The following is a 20,549-nucleotide window of genomic DNA, read 5'->3' on the forward strand; positions in this document are numbered from 1 at the left end:
ACCTTTCGATGAACACGCACGCCTGAATCCACCTGATAGTGCCCAGCGCAACATATACTTAACATCACTAGCTCAACTTCCAGCTGCTCCAGCCCCTACACAATGCCAAGATCGCAAGCTAAAAAACCGGTGCCCGAATCACAAAACACCGACACATCGGATACCGTCCGGGATCCTGCTGTCGACAAGGTTTCGCGCGCGCTGAGCACGCAGATTCACGCATTTCGCACAGCGGCCGGCATCCCGTCCGGTTCGCTCGCAAAGATGGCGGGAATCTCCCACTCCATGCTCTCACGCATCGAAAAAGGCACCGCCACTCCATCCATCGAAACGCTAACCAAGATCGCCAACGCGTTAGGGAAGCCCGTATCACGGTTCTTCGTTGACCAAAGCGAACGTCACGACTGTGCGTTCGTTCCGGCCGGCGAAGGAGTCACGGTCGATCGTGAGGGCTCATCCTTCGGCCATATCTATCGGCTGGTCGGACACGTCCTTTCCGGCAACCTCAACGTTGAACCGTACATTGTCACGCTTGATGAAAACTCGAAGCCCTGGTCAACCCATCAGACGACCGGCATCCAGTTCCTGCACGTACTCGAAGGCAGGATGCAATATCGCTATGCCACCAGAATTTATGACCTAAAACCCGGCGACAGCCTGCTCTTCGATCCAAACGCGGCACACGGTCCCGAGGTCATCGAAAGCGTTCCCGTCCGCTTCCTGGCGGTGTTCTTCAATATCCGGGAGTACAGCTGATCGGTGACACGCCGCGATGGGTCTGCCGCCGCAAGCATGCTATTTATGAATCATCTGGCTCAGGAACTTCTGCGCACGATCCGTCCTCGGTGCCGCAAAGAACTCTGCCGGATTGTTGTCCTCGAGTATCTCGCCCTGGTCGAGGAAAAGCACGCGATCGGCCACGGCCTTCGCGAAGCCCATCTCGTGCGTGACGCACAGCATGGTCATTCCGTCGTCTGCAAGTAAGGTCAACGTATCAAGTACTTCGCGCACCATTTCCGGATCAAGCGCTGAAGTCGGCTCGTCGAGCAACATGATAGTCGGCGACATACACAATGCTCTCGCGATTGCCACGCGCTGCTGCTGCCCTCCGGAAAGTTGGGCGGGATACTTTGCGCAATGAGCGGATACGCGTACGCGCTCCAGCATTGCCATCGCCTTTGCCTCCGCGTCCTTCCTCTTCATGCCGCGTACACGCATCGGTGCGAGAGTACAGTTGTCAAGCGCCGTCATATGCGGAAAAAGATTGAAGTGCTGGAACACCATTCCTACGTCTGTGCGTACCATTTGCACCTTCTTGACGTCATCGGTCAACTCGATCCCGTCAACGATAATCTCGCCTGCATCATGCGGCTCGAGTCTGTTGATGCAGCGGATCAGTGTGGACTTTCCAGATCCAGATGGACCGCACAGAACAATCTTTTCACCGCGCTTCACGCTCAGCGAGATCGACCTCAGCACATCAAATTCACCGTAGCTTTTGCATAGGCCCTTGATGTCAATGACGTACTCCGCACTCGTTTTGGTATCCACGGGAGACTCCTTTAACTCTTTAATCAATTCCGCGTAACACTCAGGCAAGTTCCCGCTGAATAGCGAGGCCAACCGGGCTACCTCTCCACGTGACCACCTTGCCATCCGAAAGCCTGTTTCGCCCGTACACGATCCACGGATCGTCAACAGTGCCTACAGGCACATCAACCCTGAACCGGTCAGGGTTGTCTGTTGCCAGCGATGTGTATGTCAATCCACTCTCATACTTCCCGGCGAGCAGCCCATCGGCAACCGATGCCGTAGACGTTTCCGGGATCAGAGTCAGCCCGTCGGTATCGACGTATTCCCGCGTGGCCGGTTGAAGTGCAAGGCTCGTCGGCCTTTCCACGTCGATACGCGTAACCACGGCCATATCCTTGCTTGGCGACACAAATGCATCGACGACAAAGAGTTCCTTCCGGTACTTTGCGACGATCTCCGTCGTAGACGGGTGAACCGCAACCTGGACAATGTAGTCAGCCCTTCCTTCGATCACTGCGCGCGCCGCGCAATCAAAGTCGAGCACCAGTTCGATACTCGCCAGGTCCACGGCGCCGTGAAATTCGAGGTATCGGCGCGTCACGAATTCGTGGTTGCTGCCGCTCGGCCCAAGAGTCAAAAACCGGATCACTTTCTTTCCCTCTTCAATGGAACTAGATCGCTATGGCCACGTCCCGGATCCTCGGGTTGCATGCCGTCAGGCGACGTGCGCGTCACCTGTATCGCCATCCTTCAATACGGATGCGCCGCGCTTTTGTTTGCGCGAGGAGGTAACCGTCGCCTGCTTCCCTGTCTTCCTCGCAATCGTCCCCTCGAGGATGCGGAAAACCTGCGACAGAATGAAAGTCATCGCAAGATAGATCAGCCCGGCTCCGACAAAGTTTTCGTACGGCGCATACGTTTCGCTCACCAGCAGTTTCGATGTACCCGTGAGTTCCATGATCGTGACAGTCGAAGCCAGTGAGGTCGCCTTGAGATTGAGGATAGTCTCGTTCGCATAGGCGGGCATTGCAATGCGTATGGCCAGTGGTGCCTTGATCTTCGCGAGGATCGACGCGTTACTCAGGCCAAGCGCTTGCGCCGCTTCAACGATGCCTTTCGGAACGGCGGAAAGCGCACCCATCAGAATCCGCGCCGCGTATGCACCCGAATTCAGACCCAAAGCGATCACTGCGCAGTAAAACGGATCGCGGAGAACGGGCCAGAGAACTGAGTGCCGTACAAACGAAAACTGTCCGAAGCCGTAGTAGATGAAAAAGAGCTGGATCAGTGCCGGTGTCCCACGGAATGCGCCGATGTAGAACGCGACTGGGGTGCTGAGGAGTTTCGACTTGCTCATACCGATGAGAGCCGTCGGCACTCCGATGAGCAAACCAACCATCACCACGGCTGCGAACAATTCGAGAGTGGCTGGAAGCGCATCGAGCAGACGCGGGAAACTATCGAACAGGAGCGAAAAGTCGAACATGACTCACCTAGCCAAAGCAGTCTGCGTCTTTCGACGGGCGGTGCCGAATGCATTCGTCATCGCGTAGCTAAGGACGAAATAAAGCACTCCGGCGATCAGGTAGAAGAAGAACGGTCGGTTGGTAGCTTCGACCGCGAAACCGGTTCTGCGCATCAGATCCTCGAGCCCGACAAGCGACACGAGCGCCGTTTCCTTCAGGAGTACCGTCAACTGATTGCCAAACGCCGGGATAGCGAGTCGCCATGCTTGCGGAGCAACGACGTGGACAAACTGCCTGACACCGCTCAACCCGAGCGCAGCGGCCGCCTCAAACTGACCGCGCGGTACTTCGAGAATTGCACCGCGAAATATCTCTGTAGCGTATGCGCCAAATACCAGCCCGAGCGAGACCGCGCCCGCGCTGAAGGCGTTGATCTCGACCGGTCGGCCCAGCACGCGACTCAACGTCGAACTGCCGCCGTAGTAGATGAGAAAGATCACGAGCAGATCGGGGACGCCCCTGATTGTCGTCGTGTACGCACCTGCGATGTGGCGTAGCACCGCGGATGGTGAAAGTTTGGCCGCGGCCATCAGTACGCCGATGATTGAGCCGATCACGGTTGCTGCCAGCGCAACGAGCAGCGTTGTAATCGCGCCAAGAAAAATAAGCCCGCCGTAGCCATCCAGTGTCAGACCTTCCATGCTGCCCCCCTCTTACATCAAAGGAAACGGGAAATACTTCTTCCGGATCTCGTCATACGTCCCGTTCTTGATGATCGCGTCGAGTGCGGCATTCAACTGATTGCACAGTTCGGTATCACCTAACCTCACAGCGATCGCGTTGCCGTCCCCGAGCACGCCGCCTTTGAATTCAGGGCCAACGAACTGGAAGTCTTTCGCTTCCGGGCGCTTGAAGAAGCTGGCATAGAAAGTTGCCTTGTTCCCGATGATGGTGTCGACGCGACCAGCGACGAGATCAAGTTCAGGCTGTCGCGTGTCATCGTACAGAACGAGCGTTGCGGTCTTGTCATAACCATTGGCCATCAGCCACTGGTGTTGCGACGATCCCCGCTGGACGCCAATGCGCTTTCCCTTCAGACCGACGGGCGTGACGTCCTTGATTCCACTGTCCTTGGCGACGACGAAACTCGACGTCGTCTCCTTGTACTTGTTTGTGAAGAGCACCTGTTTCCGGCGTGCGGGCGTCGTCGACATTGATGCAACGATCGCGTCGTAGCGGTTCGCTTGCAGCCCAGGGATAATGCCATCCCACTCTTGAGCGACGATCTGGCATTTCACCTTCATCTGCGTGCACAGCGCGTTTGCAATGTCCACGTCGAAGCCTTCCAGATGCCCGCTTGCGTCCTTGAAACTCCACGGCGGATACGTCCCCTCTGTCGCCACGCGCAGCGTATCGCCAGCCGGGAAGGCTGATCCGGAATAAATGAGCGCCGCAATGGCCACGACAGAAGCCGTCATTGCGCGAAAACACCTGATCAGACTGATAGCCATTTTTCTCACCTGAGGGGTGCGGACGGTGGACACGCCGCATGAGTGAGAAGGTAGTCATCCGTTAATCACACGTCAATATTTTAATTATATGCAAATTCCCTACCAGGGTTTACCCAAAACGCTGCAGCGGTTTTCCGAGCGCATTCCCCAGATGAAGACAGTCCACAACCGCTTCTGCGGAATGGAACGCTTGCTGCGAACACTCAAGCGTTAAGCGCGCGGCAGGCACGACCTCCGTGTAGAGTTGTGCAAACAAGCCTTCGATCGCCGCAATGAAGTATCCAGACTGAGCCCGATTTCCTGCGCTCGTAACGGTCGAGTAGGCTAACGAAGTTCGAAAGCTGGCCGGACAGTTCTTCAAGTGAATTGAGAACCGGGTTTGCAGCTCGACCGGCGAGCGATCCGTGTCGACCACCGAACCGGATACGAGTAGGCCTTGCTTGTACGGCGAACCTCGCAAACCGCAATAGCCTCAGCGCGGGTCGTCCGAGGCAGCGACGCGGCCTGCCGAGGAATCCGCCAAAGTCCACCACGCAAGCGTTGCAAAATACAAACCGGCTAGACGGTTTACATAGTCACCGACCCAGGTTAGTATGCTCCGCGAGCAACCTTTGGCTGTCGCTCGTCCGCGTATAGGTCACCACGACAGCCAGGACGCTTTCGCAGATTTAACGTACTTGTGAAGCGCGCAATTTACAAACCGGCTAGACGGTTCGCATGAAGATACAGAAACGAATAACCCCCGCGTTCGGGTTGCTGTTGCGGATGGCGCCAAAAGCCGTTATTTGTGCAGCGCTTGGACTTGCATTGTTCGCAACGCTCTGCCTTGCGCTCTCTGCGTGCTCGGCAGTCAAGCCCGTCAAGTATTCCAGCCTCGCTTCATGGCCATACCTGCGCGTCAATCCCGACGACCGGGATGGCACTCATATGCCCTATCGGTATGCGTTGCCGCAGGACTGGTCACGGTACAGAAAACTCATCCTCGAACCGATCCAGATTTACGGCGGCCCGGACGCCGAGTTTCACCACGTCAGCGACGCTGAGCGCTCGAAGCTCGCTGACTTCATGCAGTCTACGTTCGCAGAAAAGCTCGCTACCCGCTTCGATCTGGTGAACGAATCCGGAGCCGATACGCTTCGTGTCCGGCTCACGCTTACCGGCGCAGGCACGGCGCTGCCTGGATATGTCATCTATGCAGTAGAAATTTTGGATTCCTCTTCAAATCAGCTGATTGAAGCCTATATCGAAAGGTATCCAGATGGCGGGCTTTCTTCCAGGTTGAGCTCGCCAGACGCACCAAAAACCGGCATTGAACGTGGCGCAGCCGAACTGCTTGCCCAATTCAGGTAATTCACTCTTGCAGCAGCTTTCAATGTCCCTCAGACGATTTCTCCCGCTCACCATCTGGCTCGTACCGATCGGTGCAGCGTTGATCGGAATAGCGTTACTCGTACGTTCAGTCGCGACGCAAGGGCCGACTGTCACTATCAGCTTTCTCACTGCCGAAGGACTGGAAGCCGGGAGAACAAAGGTGCAATACCGTAACGTGGAAATCGGCGAGGTCAAGGCTATCCGCCTCTCTAACGACCACTCCCGTGTCCTTGTGGACGTACAGATCGCCAAAACCTCACGGAATCTCGCGGTTGACGATGCCCGCTTCTGGGTGGTGCGCCCAAGGATCGGTATGAGTGGTGTTTCGGGTCTTGGTACCGTCCTCTCCGGTGCTTATATCGGCATGGATCCTGGTCGCTCCGACCAGCCCCGTGAAAAATTCATCGGACTTGAGACGCCTCCCATCGTGACCAGCGACCAGAAGGGACGTCGCTACGTTCTTGAAGGCGATTCCCTCGGCTCCGTTGATATTGGCTCGCCAGTCTACTACCGCCGTTTCCAGGTCGGCCGCGTTGTCGCACGCGCCCTTAACGATGACGGCAAGGGCGTCACCATCCAGGTCTTCATTGATGCGCCCTACGACAAATTTGTCACGGCGGATTCATGCTGGTGGCATGCAAGCGGTGTCGATCTGCGGCTGGATTCGGGCGGTATGAGGCTGAATACCCAGTCACTCGCGACAGTCGTCATGGGTGGTCTCGCGTTCCAGTCCCGCCCCGACCACGAGGCGGCAAGTGAAGCGCCCAACGGCACCGCTTTCTCACTCTCCGACAGTCAGGCAGAGGCGATGCGCGCGCCGGACGGTGCTGCTGCGAGCGTTGTCATGAGGTTCAACCAGTCATTGCGCGGCCTGTCCGTTGGCGCGACGGTCGATTTCCGCGGAATCGAGCTTGGACGCGTCACCGCAGTCGACGTGGAATACGACCCGAAACGATCGGAGTTCACGATGCCCGTGACGGTGAACCTGTTTCCCAATCGCCTCGGAAGAGAGTTCCGGGAGTCGCTGGGTGAAGGCAACAACGACGGCGGAAAGGCACTCCTGCAAAAACTGGTAGCTCAGGGTTTGCGTGCGCAGTTGCGGACCGGCAGTCTTATCACTAACCAGCGCTACATTGCGCTGGACATCTTTCCGAACGCCCCGCGGGCCACCATAGACATGACGAGGGTACCGCTGGAACTACCGACTGTGCCCAATTCGCTGGAGGAGCTTCAGGTGGTCGTCGCGGATATTGCCAAAAAGCTGGATCGTGTGCCGTTCGACCGGATCGGCACCAACCTGGATCAAACGCTCCAGAGTGCCAATCTTGCATTCACGCAACTGAACACCGAGCTTGCACCTCAGGCCCGCGATACCCTCGCGACCGCCCAGGAAACGTTCCGTACAGCGCAGGCAGCGCTACAGCAGGATTCGCCGCTTCAGTCGGATATGCGGCAAGCCGTTTCGCAACTCAATCGCACGCTTGAATCGCTGAACGAACTGGCTGTCTATCTTCAGGAGCATCCGGAGTCACTGCTGCGCGGCAAGCCGAGGGATGAAAAACCATGAGGCAAAAAACTACGAGGCGAAGTCACCAGCCCGGATGCCTGAAGTTGCTTTTGGCTTTATGTAGCATTGCCGCGCTTGCAGCGGCGTGCACCTCTGCGCCGGAAGTGCATACCTACACCCTGGGCACGGGATCCCCGCCGCAGACGTTACGAAAGAAAGTCGTCATCGAAGAAAATTTACAACCAGCCTTTCTGATTGACGTGGCGCCTGTCGTCGTTCCAGCACAGGTCGCGCGACGGCAACTCGTGTTGCAGAAGGATCCCGTGCGCGTTCAGGTCATGGAACAGGAGCGCTGGAGCACCACGCCGGCCGATGAGATTCGCCAACGTTTGTCGGCGAACCTTTCTGCGGTTCTTGGCACGTTCGAAGTCGCGAGCATTCCCTACCCAGCAGATCAACCGGTCTATCGAATTAGCGTTGTGGTACAGCGATTCGAGTCATGGTACGCATCGCACACATTGCTGGACACCGTGTGGACGGTGAAACCACGAACAGGAACGACCATGCTGACCTGCCATTCGACGTACTCGGTACCCGTGGGCGGCGGCTTTGGCGAGCTTGTGAAGGGGCATCAAGTGGCAGTGTCCGAATTATCGAATGAGATAGCGGCCGCGATCCTTGCAGCACAGCAGGATTCACCGGCCCCGTCGAAATGTATTCGTGGAGGCATGCAAATGGCGGCAGCTGGCGTACAAGCGAAGTTGCGCGCTGGGCCGCGGTAGCGCCCCTACGCTGACTCGTCAGCTCGTCATGCGTTATTTACCTTGAAGTGGCAATCAGGCAGGAGAGGTCAACGTGTTCCTTGCGACAACCCGACTCACTGGCGAACTATCAAACAACAGGATCTGTCGAGACAGCCCGTCCGACGCTGGGTGCGAATCGTGTCCGCAACCTTGTGCACGCTTCGCACTGGCGGCCGTTCATCGCGAACTCAGAGTCCTGCGGGGGGCTGTGCTCAAGCAGTGGAACGAGATTGCTGCACTGGAGGCAGAACTCGCATCCGTGCGGACGGGGTTGAGCAATGCGACGGACACGTCTGAAGCCTGACGGGGCGAGCGATCTGAAAACCATGGAAATCCGGAACCTCATCGCCTGTCCCGATTGTGATCTGCTGCTGTCGCGACCACTTCGGACCGGGCAGACGGGAATGCACTGCCCCCGCTGCGGGGCGAGCATCGCCAGCACAGACATGGCGCGGCTCGATCGCGTCCTGGCGCTGGCGCTCGCAGCAATGATTACTTTCTTCATCGCACAGGCATATCCAGTCGTCGAGCTGGAGATGGGTGGAATCACATCGGCCACTACCCTGACAGGGACCGTTTGCGCACTCTGGCTTCAAGGCATGTGGCCACTCGCTGTCCTAGTCGCCTGCCTGACCATCGTGATTCCGTTTCTCGATCTTGCCGCGGTTCTCTACGTTACCGCACCTGTGCGCCTTGGCGTGGTTCCTCCCGCGTTTTCAGCGGTACTGCGTGTGCTGCAGTTCGTGCGGCCGTGGGTCATGATCGAAGTCCTGTTCCTCGGGGTCGTTGTTACTGCAACGAAACTTGCCAGCCGTGCATACGTCACCCCGGAGACCGCCCTCTTCGCGCTTTGCACGCTGCCGTTCATGCTCGCAGTCGTCATGGCATTCGAGCCGCGGGCCCTCTGGCACATCCGCGAGACACGGGATGCGCGCGCGCACGATGACCTGCCGGGGCCGCCCACGACCGTGTCCGCCTTGGCCCCAGCGTCCGCGATGGACCTGGGGCTTGTTGCGTGCAGGACCTGCGACAGTGTTGCCCGTCGGGAGTCCCATGAGTCCAGTCGCGGCATGCCCTCCGCCCCGCAAGCGCGCGCGGCTGCGCAGCAATGCGCCCGTTGCGGAGCCAGGATGCATCCCAGGAAACCGGACAGTCTCATGCGCACCCAGGCTTTACTGGTCGCCGCCGCAATCATGTATCTGCCTGCAAACCTGTTGCCTGTTCTTCATACCGTGACAATGCTTGGCTCGAAGGACGACAGCATCATCAGCGGCATTGTTCATTTCTGGCGCAGTGGGGACTGGGCAATTGCGACGATTGTCTTCGTCGCGAGCTTCGCTTTCCCGCTACTCAAGCTCGTCGCGCTCGCGTTCCTCGCCTGGACAGCGGGTGGTGCGTCGCGCGGCCAACCGTTGGTGGGTACGAAGTTGTTCCGGGTCGTTGAGCGGCTCGGCCGCTGGTCAATGCTCGATATTTTTGTCATTGCGCTTACGATCGCGCTCGTCAATTTCAGGTCTGTCGCTTCTGCGACGTCGGGCTGGGGCGCGGTCGCCTTTGCAGCCGTGGTCCTGTTGACGATGACAGCCACAATGCAGTTCGATCCACGGTTGATCTGGGACGCTCATGCCGGCCCACACTCGTGACTGCCCCAATTTTCGGCCCTGCCAGTCCGATGCCGATGGCGACAAACACCGGGCCCGCACCGCGCACTACCCTAGGCTGACGGCGCCTCAGGGGCACTTCGACTCGTCCACGACGGCTCATCGAGCAGGCGTTCGAAAAGCCGTTCGCGCTCTTCCGACGACAGCGGTGACAGTCCCATCAACCCGGTAAAGGCCATGCCAACTGCTGCCGCCCAACGCAGCACCGCGATATCGCCATCGGGTGATTCCTTGCGAACCTCGGCAAGATCAGCAGCGTGTGCGCCCCGAATGGTTTCCAGGAGTTCCGGTGCCTGGACCAATGCAGCCAGTACGGCACGATTGGCAGAATCTGGTTGGCGGGCAGTTTCACGCATCACGGCAATCTGCGCGAGCAGCACCGGCTCCTTTACCGAAACATCGCAGGAATTCACGTAGCCCACTGCGAACTCTTCAAGGGACCGCCTCTGGAACTCCAGCAATGCCAGCAGGATTCCGTCCTTTGTGCCGAACTGATGGAGAAGCCCCCCCTTGCTGATGCCGCTCTCGCGGGCCAGTGCGTCGAAGGTAAGTGCGTTGAGGCCATCCCTCGAAAGGATGGTCAGAGCGGCTTTGAGGGCCGTGTTTCGGGAACGTTCTGAGCGGGTCGCGTTATCCATTATTGGCGGCTCATTGGAATGTCTGGTGTCAGTTGCAATTTCCCTTTTGGGACCTCATCGGCTGTCGCAGTATCAGTTGCCGTCCGGTACCTTGATGAACTGCGTCCATGCGCCACCGTCAAGCAGTCGGTCAAACAGATGGGCGCGCTCTTTGTCCGACAAGGGGGAAAGGCCGAACAGCGCATACAGTGCGAGGCCCCATGCCGCCTCCCAGCGCAACAGCGCGAGTTCAGGATCGGCGGCCTCTTCCCTGATCTGCCGGACGTGCCCGGCGAATCGTTCCCGGATAAACGCCATAGGGCTCGGGTCATCCACGAGGATTGAAAGGACTGCCCGCGCAGGTGAGCGGTTCTCGTCCACCATCTGGCGCAATGACGCAATCTCGAGTGACAGCATTTGCTCTGGTGCATCCTTGGAACGCGAATGCAGATAGTTGCGCCGGAACTGCTCGAAACTGTCGTTGCGATATTCGAGTACGCCCTTGAACAGATCAGCCTTCGAGCGAAAGTGATGGGTGACGGCCCCCTTGCTCAGGCCTGATTCCCGCGCGACAGCCTCGAATGTCAGCCTCGCCGTCCCATCCCGGGCGAGGACGGTCAACGCCGCCTCGATAATCGCTTTGCGGGTCTGTTCTGAACGCTCTTGCCTGGCCAAAGTCTGTCCCAAAAGTTATGGAGGGCTGGAATGGCGCGATCGAACGTGCCCTGCTTCCAGTAGCCCACTTGCACAATATCGGCATCCTGGACCGGGAGTATACGGCCCCCTAAAAAAACCGTCCAGACGTTTCGTATTCTCTGTTTCTCGTGCTAGACTGCGCTCCAGTCGTTCACCTTGCATAGAACAAAAACCGTCTGGACGGCTTTTTATGAGCGAGGACAGCCGAGATTTCCTGGAGTCCTGTAGATCAAACCGTCCAGACGCCTTTGTTCATGACGCTCACTGTTTCCATTGCCACCGTGCCATCTCTCATCGGACCCAAAATGACAAACACCAAAAATGTTCGCCACCTGCTGTTCGCGCTGTCGGTTCTCTCGCTGGCAGGTTGTGCCGGCGTTCAACCCGTCGCCTATTCCGGCATCCCGTCGTCTTCGTACCTGAAGGCGAATGCCCACGACGATACGGGACACATTCCGTATAACTACTCGACGACGGTGAACTGGCAAGGCTACTCCAGGGTAATCGTCGACACGGCCACGGTCTATAACGGTGCTGACAGCCAGTTCGGCGAGATGAGCAATGACGACAGGGCAACGCTGGCCACTTACCTCCAGAAGTCTTTCACACAGAAACTCGTGACGAGATTTGCCTCGACTACGCAGCCCGGCCCGGGCACGCTCCGCATCAAGCTGATCCTCACGGGTGCCGAGACCACGACACCCGTCGTTGGTCAGTTCACACATTTCGACATCGGCGGAAACGTCTATAACGGTGTGCAGGCCGTTCGCGGCGGTAAGGCGATGTTTGGCGGCTCCGTTTCGTACGCAGTCGAGATTTATGACGCGTCGAACAACAAGCTTTTGAACGCGTATGTAACGAGGCAGTATCCAAACGCCATGAACCTGGTCGCGAGCTTTGGCTCACTCGGTGCCGCGAAAGCAGGGATCGACAAGGGCGCCGACGCGCTGGTCGCTCAGCTCCGCTAAGCAAGGACACTCATCGCGCGCAAGGCGGATCATTCGCGTGTGAGCTACTGCGCGCGCAAAGCCCCCCGTGCAGGGCATTCAATTTCGCAGGTCAACAGGTCGGCTGACGGAGCGTTCAATGTCTGGAATCGCATCCCTCTTCACAGTGCCCCTCCCTTTGCCCGTTATGGTGGCGCTGGTGTTCGTTGTCGCTTATCTGCTGGTTGGCATTCCGCTTCATTTCCTTGCCGGTGCCGAAGCACGCGACATTTGGGGGGCGTGGGCCGGACTGTTCGCCGGCCTGATTTACATCGTGGTCTTCATTGACTTCTATCCTGAAGCGCACGATGTAACCACACATCAAACGGCCGTTGCGCAGCAAGCACAAGAACAATGACTCAACCAGTAAATCTCCAACGCTCACGCATTTTTATTCTCTACCTCTCCGTATCCGGGAAGGCACCGCGGCCGCATCGCCAGGCCAGAAAATGAGCTGGCAGGTTATACGTTGCTGGCTCAGGTGGGTGGCAGACAAACTATGGCGGATGGTGCTCCGCATATATCGGCTAATAGTTGGCCAACTTTGATTCAACCGCACTGAAGACAAATCTGCGTCTGCTGGGCTCCTCGTCTTGAAGGCCAGTTGATGTGAAGGCATGCAGTTAGGCCCAGTTCGACGACGCTATCCATGCGGGTAATTTTCACGATGAATTCTTCCTCCGAACTCCAACCCGGCACCGCGCGGATTTCCCGCCGCCTACTGGTTTGCACAATCCCGGTACTCACGGCCCTCTTCTGTGTGCTCGTTACCACGATGGTATTTTCAGGCGAAGTGCCAGGACTCACTGAAGGATTCCCATCCACCAGCAATATCGACGTAGATAAGAATCAGGCTTCATTGAATCACTCTGAATATCAACCCGAGAATTCTGTCGGTATTAAATATTTCCGTCGATCTGCGATGATCGGGACTCTAACGCAAAGAAGCTGAGTGCATTTTCCATCACTGTGCGGCCAGATTCCTACCGCAAAGACAAACGCAGAGAGATGGCATACATCATCGGTCAAGAGGTCGGCGCGATTCTCGACCTGTTTTCGTCGAGTGCGTCGACGATCGGGATACTAGCGGTAGCCGTCGCATTTCTATCGCTGATAGCGGCATCTATTTACCTCTTGCGACGTGCGGAATCCTTTGACGTTTTCGTAGGCGCAATCGCAGGACTGATTGCAGGTCTCTCCTATTTTGCCCTTGCGCTTGTAACACTTCCTGAAAGCGATGCCCGCGCAATGCACTCGACAGGTTCGCCGACATCTCGCGTTGATGCACACACAAGCCCGATAGCCTTGTCTGGTGAAGGGAAACATGGTCGATGCAAGACAAGACACTAAGCGCTATTTGTTCCTGGTTGTTTCGAATCCGGTTTGCACAAGCAAAAAAGCCGCTTGCGAAGTTATTTGGAGGTAAGTAATGAGAAGCCTGCGAGCCAGCCTGACCCTGTCAATCGCGTTCACGTGCATGCTGGCAGGGTGTGCTGAGACTGTGACCGAAAATGAAATCAAACCAGAGAGCGCGTCAGAATTCACACTCGGCGCGACAACTCAGCAATACGTAATCTGGAAGCTGGGAACCCCATCGTCAACAACCACCCTACCTGACGGATCAACGTTTCTGGTTTACGCCTTCACGGGAAAACCGCCATTTTGGGACAGGGTGATGTCAAATTTCGGACCGTATGCAACGACAAATGTACGCAGAACCACGATCAGTTTTCTTTTTGGACCGGACGGGATTCTCAAAAAATCAGATACCGTTTCATATCAATGATCGCCTGTACGAGCTACGGGACACATGTGCCGTTGACGCTGACTTATTTCCGCCCTCCATCCGCATGTGTGATCACTGTCAGTTGCAAGCGCACCGACGCCGTTCTTTTTCAGGATTTCCCTACCCTCGTTTCAGCTAATCCTTCTTTATCCCTGTGACATTCCCGCCATAATGAAAAGTTCACGCCTGCGCTCCCGCGTCGAAGTCTCGGCGCTGTATCGTGTTCCGGACAAACGGCGTCTGCACATCGGCCAAAAGCCTGAGTCGCAACTGGGAGCCACGATGCTGCATGGTGGATCGGTGCCCCGTTCCGCGGGACCAAAAGTACGCCTTCAATCGCAACGAATGTATGGCGCCCGCCGATGAACGCCGTCTCAATCGCGGATGTCCTTGCAGCCGCACGCACCGCAAAGTCGATGGCACGTGCATCGGTCAGAAGTGCAGTGAGAATTCGCCGGCGCTCAGTCAGTACGAATCGGCTGCCAAATAAAGGTGCGGCCTACGCCCTACGATCCGGGATTTGATCACTATGCGTATCGCGGTTCTCGATTATGACGCTGGCCAGTCGCAATTCGTCTACGAAGCGCTGACCGCCGCCGGCCACGACTGCCATGTATTTGCCGAGGGCCGCGCGCTGATTCACCGGATGCAGCGGGAAGCTTTCGACCTCGTGATGCTCGACTGGAACATCGTTGACATTCCGGGTGATGCTGCGCTTGCCTGGATCCGCAATAACGTCGACTCGAATCTCCCTGTGCTTTTCATGACAAGCCGCACGCGCGCGCCGGACGCTTTCTATGCGCTGAACGCCGGCGCCGATGACTACGTCATCAAACCGATCGCCGCCCCCCAGCTGCTCGCGCGCGTCACTTCGCTTTTGCGCCGGACTTGCCGGCAGGAAGCAGCGGCGACGTCGTATCAGTTTGGTGAGTACCTGTTCGATATTCAGGAGGGTAAGCTTTTTCGCCACGGCACATGCTTACCTGTTACCCGGAAGGAGTTCCAGCTCTCACTTCTACTCTTTCGCAATCTTGCGCGACCGCTATCGCGAGCTCAAATCCGCGCGGCGGTCTGGAAGCAGCTGACTGACATTCCCACCCGTACGCTCGATACACACATTTCCACCGTACGAGTCAAACTCGACCTTCGGCCAGAGAACGGCTATTGTATCGTCCCGATTTACGGCTACGGCTATCGCCTCGATAAGCTTGATCCACCCGCGATGGGCTCGTCATGAATGCGCGGCAGATCCTGCAGAGTCGATCGTGTCAACGCATCTTCTGTCCGAATTGGATGCGCCGTACCCTGAGCATAAAACACAGGCATCGGAACTGCGGCCCTCGTCGGCAATAGCGGCCTTGGCACGCAGATGCCCGGCAAGCTTTCCTTCGCACACGAGATGTGACGGACCTGTCTTTCACGATCAATCGCAACGGCCTGTCTAGCCACAAATTTTTTCTGCGTGAGCAGCTGAAGTTTTCTCCAGAAATCCACACAGAACATCGCTATTGTGATAATCCTTCTTATCTCGCTCCTGATGCGGGTGCTGGCTCGGAAGCCAAGAGGAGTCTCGCGGCCCAATTACATAGGATTACGAATGTTTTGATTGCCTTTGAAGAATCCCCGGCACCTCTCGTTTTGAACCCTGTCATCGACAAGTGCCGCATCGTGAATGAAGCCGTCGTAGGTTGAGACTGGAACCAGCGTTGGGGGCGAAACATCCCGATACTGCCGCACGGTGCTCGGAGATCCGCGAGCGCTCGCGAAGCTTTTCGGCAACCTCCGTGGGCGCTGCCCCACCCGGCCCGGAGACAGGGATTGTGCGGACTTTGCCGTTTGCTGGGGAAAATCGCGTCAGACCGTTAGTCGCAAATCCTGCCCGGTCGATGCGGTGCGTGACAGCTGAGGGGGTTTTGACAGTCGGCCTCTAATGTCAATTTATAGCCAGTCCTTCGCGTGCATCGAACCCCAAAAGCCGTCTGTTGGAATGGTACACGACATATGCACCGCGCTTGAGCAGGTGCAGAGCAACCAATGCTTTCGCCCTGGAGACCGGCAGCGCGCAATCCGGACCTAGGTATCCAGCGCCCCACGGACGGCTCGCCCACTCGGGCGACCCATCGGCGCCTTCAAGTGGGCTTCGGCGACTTTCAGGTCGACCGTCGCTCCGAAGCTTTGCCAGATATCGAATCGCAATGGAGCTATCCGGAGGTGAGTAGACCCGGGGAGTTGCACCCCGAGTCTCTCGCAGAACCGAACGCGAATCTCTCGTATCCGTAGAAGAAAGCAAAGTTGTCACTTCGGAATTTGTAGTGTTTGGATTCTTCTCTCCGAATTGACGATTTTATTTGCATCACAACTCGCGCTGTCCGGCATGACTCGTCTGGAGAAGCTTCTCAGCTTTCTCGATGCGACCGGTAAGTGGGACCGGATTCTTCCCTTTGCCTTCAGTGGCGCCGTAATGGCCGCGATCGCTCCTTACCGCTTCATAGTGAGGCGCAATGTCAGCGCCCGGATAGCATTCGATCAGTGCCCTGAGAGGCAACGCAATGAGGTCATCAGTGCGGATGCTCGAGAGCGCACCGCCGTAGCGGCCGTTCGGCCTGCGGATGGCGTCACGGATCTAAGCGTTCCTCATCTCGCGCCCGCTGCGTGGCGATTTACGCGCAGACCCGGTTCGCGCAGAGCGATCCGGCCACGGCCAATACGATCGGAATCAGCATGTCGTGGCCGACGTGCGTAAATTCGAGCATGAGCACGATAGCAGTGAGCGGCATGCTCATCGACGAGGCAAGAAAAGCCGTCGCGCCGACGATCGCACAGGCGCCCGCCGAAGCACCGGGCCAGAAGATCGACCAGATGCCGTTCAGCGCGATGGCCATCAACGCGCCATTGGTCGGGCCGGGTGTCAGGAGACCGCCCTCTGCACCGGCGCGCAGACTGCTCACCGTGAACAGCACTTTCAGCGCAAACAATACCAGCGCGGGTTCCACGGTCAAATCCGCACTGAAGCTGAGTTGCGCGGGCCCCTTGCCGTTGCCGAGCAGTTGCGGCAGCGCGACGGCACATATTCCGACGACACCGAAATTGAGCACGCTGAAAAGCGGCAGCTTCCAGCTGCGCCGCGGCGCGGCCGCGCGGGCTTTCGTGGTGAGCCACACGTAGGTCCACGCCGCCACGCCGAACAGCGGACCGCAAACGGCCGCCCACATCACCAGACTCGCGCTGAGCGGCAACTCGGGCACCACGTATTGCGATTCATTGCCAAGACCGATCGAGGCCACCAACGCCGCGATGCTCGACGTCGCAAATGCCAGCCCCACGGCCAAAGGGCTGAAAGAAACGAGCAGCAGCTCTAGCACGAACACCGCGCCGCCGAGCGGGACGTTATACACCGCCGCAAGACCAGCCCCCGCGCCGCAAGCCACCAGCACTTTGCATTCGGCGGGCTCGAGTTCAGCGTAATGCCCGAGCCATCCCGCGAGCAACGAGCCTACCTCGCGTGGTGCCACTTCACGTCCAAGCGGAGAACCCAGCGCCACGGTGATGATCTGGAGCAGCGCATGGCAGAGAGTGGAGCATACCGGCATACGCACACCATTCCGCCCGACTGCCTGCTTGATACTCAATAGCGGCTGCCCGTACCGGTAGAGCGCAAACCAACCGGCACCCGCTACCAATCCACACAGCAGCATGGCCAGTACACGGCGACCACCCGATGCCGCGCTGACGCCTGCAAGAAAGCTCTCATGGCTCATCAGCTGGCTCAGGCTATAGCCATAGGCCAGATGCTGGATCGCATGCAGCAGCAAGGCGAGGCACATGCCGCTCAAACCCGCGCCCACGCCCGTCAGGAGGGTCACCGCACCGAGTCGGACATTGGCGGACATCTACCCTGACCGACTGCGGACTACTGTGGATTCAAGTTGAAGCATGATCGTGCAATTTATGGAGAAACAATGAAATTCCGGGAACGCAGCAATGCAAGCCCTCGTGATGCACGGTGCCAACGGCCGGAGTCGGCGGACACGACACATCGAGCGTCGACTGCGCCGTTGTCGAGCCGTGGCTTGTCGACTTCCATCACGCACGTTCATCGAGGCGCGGGAAATGCATGGGCGCATCCGTGGCCACGATTCAGAACGCCGCCAGTCCCGTGATCGCCCGGCCGAGAATCAGAGCATGAATATCGTGCGTGCCCTCGTAGGTGTTGACGACCTCCAGGTTGACGAGATGGCGCGCAACGCCGAACTCGTCGCTGATGCCGTTTCCGCCCAGCATGTCGCGCGCCGTACGCGCTATATCGAGCGCCTTGCCACAGCTGTTGCGCTTGATAATCGAAGTCAGCTCCACGGCGGCCGGCCCCTCATCCTTCATGCGGCCGAGTCGAAGACAGGCCTGCAACCCGAGCGCGATGTCCGTCAACATGTCAGCGAGCTTCTTTTGCACCAGTTGGTTCGCGGCCAGCGGCTTGCCGAATTGCTTGCGATCCAGCACATATTGCCGCGTACGGTGGAAGCAGTCTTCAGCGGCACCCAGTGCGCCCCACGCAATGCCGTAGCGCGCCGAGTTCAGGCACGTGAACGGCCCTTTGAGGCCGCGCACCTCCGGGAAAGCGTTTTCTTCTGGACAGAACACCTCGTCCATCACGATTTCACCGGTGATGCTCGCGCGCAGCCCGACCTTGCCGTGAATCGCCGGTGCCGATAGGCCCTTCCAGCCTTTCTCGAGCACAAAACCGCGAATCTGCTCTTCGTCGTCTTTGGCCCACACCACAAACACGTCGGCTATCGGGCTGTTTGTGATCCACATCTTGCTGCCCGTCAGTCTGAAGCCACCCGGAACCTTCCTTGCACGCGTGATCATGCTGCCCGGGTCAGAGCCGTGATTAGGCTCGGTCAATCCGAAGCAACCTATGTACTCGCCTGTTGCCAGCTTCGGCAGATATTTTTGCCGCGTAGCCTCGTTGCCAAACTCGGTGATCGGCACCATCACGAGCGAACTCTGCACACTCATCATCGACCGGTAGCCGGAGTCGACTGCCTCCACTTCACGCGAGATGAGTCCATAGCTCACGTAGTTCAGGCCCGCGCCGCCATACGTCTCGGGAATCGTCGCGCCGAGCAGGCCGAGCTCGCCCATCTCGCGAAAGATCGTGGCGTCGGTGTTCTCGTGGCGGAACGCCTTTAGCACACGTGGCGCCAGCTTGTCCTGGCAGTACGCGTGCGCGGCATCGCGAATCTGGCGCTCGTCGTCAATGAGTTGCTGGTCGAGCAGGAAAGGATCGTCCCAGACAAAGGACGTGCGATTGCCGTTCATGAAGCTATCTCCCGTTCGAAATGGTTTAAAAAGCAGATTCGATCGCATCGCCTCAGAGGACGGCGTAGCATCTGGAGAACGTGCCGCCCGGCACAGGGGTGCTTCTCGCCTGCGCTGCACACGACCAGACGTTCGACCGTCCATCCTGGAGTTCCCGTGACGCCGATAGCAGGTCGCTGTCTCCGGCTAGAATTCCATGAACAACCACACTTCGGATAACTACGTAATTATCAAGATTCAACGTGTTCGGCACATTCATGTGTATTCCCCCTGGGGAAGGTGTCAGGATGCCAGGTTCGACGTCCGCGGGACGGCCGCCTCAGCGCCGCTACGCAGTTCAATCGCGGCGCCCCTGATTTCATTGATAAAATACGACAACCATGGCGTTGTCACATCTCCGCTCCGACGAAACAGCAAGGTGCCGAACTGAGGAAATGCCCAGTCGCCCTTGAGCACCTTCAGCGCCCCCGAGCGAATGTCGTCGCGGAACCAGATCGACGAACAGAACGCCACATAATCATCTTCGTAAACCAGATGACGCATGACGGCGTGCGACAGCGTCTCAACCCGATTGTCACCAAGTTCACACCCGTGGCGGCTCAACTCGAGATTGAGTGCGCGCTCAACTGGACTCGAACTCAACACCGGCATCACCAGTTGTTCACCGCATACCAGGTCGCTCAAGTTCAATTCGGGGCGGCTCGCGAGCGGGTGCCCCGCGCGCACGCAGAAGTGAAACTGCTCATCGAGCAAGCGCTCGCTGCGCAAATCGGCGAACTGGCCTTCCGTTTGCTCGATGCCGAGCACGAGGTCCAGTTCTCCGCTTTTGAGCCGGCATAGCAGTTCCTGCGTGCGCCCTTCCACGAGATTGAGTTGGACCCCGCCGAGCTTTCGTTTCGCCCGGCTCACGGCAGTGGGCAAAATATGATTCATCGACACCGATCCCGCCCCGCAAGTAATCCGCCCCTCATTCTCGCCACGGATCGCCTGGACCATGGCAAGCGCCTTGTTCAGTTCGGATTCAGCCGCGTGGATATAGTCCAGCATAGCCTTGCCACACTCGGTCGGACTGACACCTCGCGCGGAGCGAACCAGCACCTGGGTGCCCAGTACCTCTTCCAGCCGCATGATGCTGCGCGTCAGAGCCGGCTGCGTAATGCCGAGGACGGAAGACGCCGCGCTGATGTTGCCGTATTCCACCACTGTGGCGAAATGCTCCAGATTGGTCATGTACCGCGAAAGTTTCGACCGCATACTGCCTCCCTTGCCACGGCGCTGGGCTACCCGGTGCGG

General features: G+C 58.0%; 19 protein-coding genes and 2 pseudogenes. 10 read left to right on the top strand and 11 right to left on the bottom strand.

Features of this window, described 5'->3' with window-relative positions; genetic code table 11:
* Nucleotides 1-102: 102 nt before the first annotated feature.
* On the top strand, nt 103-756 hold the full coding sequence (locus tag C7401_RS24755) for a helix-turn-helix domain-containing protein (protein WP_112174058.1): 654 nt from the start codon (nt 103-105) through the stop codon (nt 754-756).
* A 39-nt stretch (nt 757-795) separates the two neighbouring features.
* Here C7401_RS24755 and C7401_RS24760 read toward each other — a convergent pair whose 3' ends face one another.
* The 5 genes from C7401_RS24760 to C7401_RS24780 form a co-directional block, all read right to left on the bottom strand.
* Complete coding sequence (locus tag C7401_RS24760) at nt 796-1,551, bottom strand: amino acid ABC transporter ATP-binding protein (RefSeq protein ID WP_258397220.1); 756 nt, start codon at nt 1,549-1,551, stop codon at nt 796-798.
* Nucleotides 1,552-1,591: 40 nt separating this feature from the next.
* The gene (locus C7401_RS24765; protein WP_112174060.1) at nt 1,592-2,182 is read right to left on the bottom strand and encodes a hypothetical protein; all 591 of its coding nucleotides are present in this window, start codon (nt 2,180-2,182) and stop codon (nt 1,592-1,594) included.
* Nucleotides 2,183-2,248: 66 nt separating this feature from the next.
* Complete coding sequence (locus C7401_RS24770) at nt 2,249-3,019, bottom strand: ABC transporter permease (protein ID WP_112174061.1); 771 nt, start codon at nt 3,017-3,019, stop codon at nt 2,249-2,251.
* A gap of 3 nt (nt 3,020-3,022) precedes the next feature.
* A complete protein-coding gene (locus C7401_RS24775; RefSeq protein ID WP_112174062.1) occupies nt 3,023-3,700 on the bottom strand; it encodes an ABC transporter permease in 678 nt (225 codons plus the stop codon).
* A gap of 12 nt (nt 3,701-3,712) precedes the next feature.
* Nucleotides 3,713-4,510 carry a transporter substrate-binding domain-containing protein gene (locus C7401_RS24780; protein ID WP_258397221.1) on the bottom strand — a complete coding sequence of 266 codons (798 nt, stop codon included), beginning with the start codon at nt 4,508-4,510 and terminating at the stop codon, nt 3,713-3,715.
* A gap of 717 nt (nt 4,511-5,227) precedes the next feature.
* On the opposite strand from C7401_RS24780, the gene C7401_RS24785 reads away from it, so the two are divergent.
* The 4 genes from C7401_RS24785 to C7401_RS24800 all read left to right on the top strand — a co-directional run bounded on the left by C7401_RS24785 (nt 5,228) and on the right by C7401_RS24800 (nt 9,834).
* A complete protein-coding gene (locus tag C7401_RS24785; RefSeq protein ID WP_258397222.1) occupies nt 5,228-5,860 on the top strand; it encodes a DUF3313 domain-containing protein in 633 nt (210 codons plus the stop codon).
* 22 nt (nt 5,861-5,882) lie between these two features.
* Nucleotides 5,883-7,448: a PqiB family protein gene (locus C7401_RS24790; RefSeq protein ID WP_112174065.1), complete on the top strand. Its 1,566-nt coding sequence runs from the start codon at nt 5,883-5,885 to the stop codon at nt 7,446-7,448.
* Nucleotides 7,449-7,552: 104 nt separating this feature from the next.
* Nucleotides 7,553-8,170: a PqiC family protein gene (locus C7401_RS24795; protein WP_220092851.1), complete on the top strand. Its 618-nt coding sequence runs from the start codon at nt 7,553-7,555 to the stop codon at nt 8,168-8,170.
* Between the two features lie 347 nt (nt 8,171-8,517).
* Nucleotides 8,518-9,834: a paraquat-inducible protein A gene (locus tag C7401_RS24800; protein WP_112174230.1), complete on the top strand. Its 1,317-nt coding sequence runs from the start codon at nt 8,518-8,520 to the stop codon at nt 9,832-9,834.
* A gap of 71 nt (nt 9,835-9,905) precedes the next feature.
* Here C7401_RS24800 and C7401_RS24805 read toward each other — a convergent pair whose 3' ends face one another.
* Both C7401_RS24805 and C7401_RS24810 read right to left on the bottom strand, forming a co-directional pair.
* On the bottom strand, nt 9,906-10,490 hold the full coding sequence (locus tag C7401_RS24805; RefSeq protein ID WP_112174067.1) for a TetR/AcrR family transcriptional regulator: 585 nt from the start codon (nt 10,488-10,490) through the stop codon (nt 9,906-9,908).
* 72 nt (nt 10,491-10,562) lie between these two features.
* Nucleotides 10,563-11,144: a TetR/AcrR family transcriptional regulator gene (locus C7401_RS24810; RefSeq protein WP_220092852.1), complete on the bottom strand. Its 582-nt coding sequence runs from the start codon at nt 11,142-11,144 to the stop codon at nt 10,563-10,565.
* A gap of 326 nt (nt 11,145-11,470) precedes the next feature.
* Here C7401_RS24810 and C7401_RS24815 point away from each other — a divergent pair, with 326 nt between their 5' ends.
* The 5 genes and pseudogenes from C7401_RS24815 to C7401_RS46120 form a co-directional block, all read left to right on the top strand.
* Nucleotides 11,471-12,133 carry a DUF3313 domain-containing protein gene (locus tag C7401_RS24815; protein ID WP_112174231.1) on the top strand — a complete coding sequence of 221 codons (663 nt, stop codon included), beginning with the start codon at nt 11,471-11,473 and terminating at the stop codon, nt 12,131-12,133.
* 118 nt (nt 12,134-12,251) lie between these two features.
* The gene (locus C7401_RS24820; RefSeq protein WP_146757993.1) at nt 12,252-12,509 is read left to right on the top strand and encodes a hypothetical protein; all 258 of its coding nucleotides are present in this window, start codon (nt 12,252-12,254) and stop codon (nt 12,507-12,509) included.
* A 1,957-nt stretch (nt 12,510-14,466) separates the two neighbouring features.
* Entirely contained in the window at nt 14,467-15,174 is a 708-nt protein-coding gene (locus C7401_RS24825) for a response regulator transcription factor (protein WP_112174232.1), read from the top strand.
* A 164-nt stretch (nt 15,175-15,338) separates the two neighbouring features.
* Complete coding sequence (locus tag C7401_RS44495) at nt 15,339-15,629, top strand: hypothetical protein (RefSeq protein WP_146757995.1); 291 nt, start codon at nt 15,339-15,341, stop codon at nt 15,627-15,629.
* 682 nt (nt 15,630-16,311) lie between these two features.
* Nucleotides 16,312-16,386, top strand: a pseudogene (locus tag C7401_RS46120) (hypothetical protein); the annotation flags it as partial.
* A 48-nt stretch (nt 16,387-16,434) separates the two neighbouring features.
* Here the strand turns inward: C7401_RS46120 and C7401_RS45975 are convergent.
* The 4 genes and pseudogenes from C7401_RS45975 to C7401_RS24845 all read right to left on the bottom strand — a co-directional run.
* Nucleotides 16,435-16,560 (bottom strand): annotated as a pseudogene (locus C7401_RS45975) (3-oxoadipyl-CoA thiolase); the annotation flags it as partial.
* Between the two features lie 37 nt (nt 16,561-16,597).
* Entirely contained in the window at nt 16,598-17,827 is a 1,230-nt protein-coding gene (locus C7401_RS24835; RefSeq protein ID WP_112174070.1) for a chloride channel protein, read from the bottom strand.
* 247 nt (nt 17,828-18,074) lie between these two features.
* Complete coding sequence (locus C7401_RS24840) at nt 18,075-19,256, bottom strand: acyl-CoA dehydrogenase (RefSeq protein ID WP_112174071.1); 1,182 nt, start codon at nt 19,254-19,256, stop codon at nt 18,075-18,077.
* A 282-nt stretch (nt 19,257-19,538) separates the two neighbouring features.
* Nucleotides 19,539-20,486, bottom strand: a complete 948-nt coding sequence (locus C7401_RS24845; protein WP_181565678.1) for a LysR family transcriptional regulator — start codon at nt 20,484-20,486, stop codon at nt 19,539-19,541.
* Between the last annotated feature and the right edge of the window lie 63 nt (nt 20,487-20,549).

It is taken from the genome of Paraburkholderia unamae, assembly GCF_003268775.1.
GTDB classification, from domain to species: Bacteria; Pseudomonadota; Gammaproteobacteria; order Burkholderiales; family Burkholderiaceae; genus Paraburkholderia; species Paraburkholderia unamae.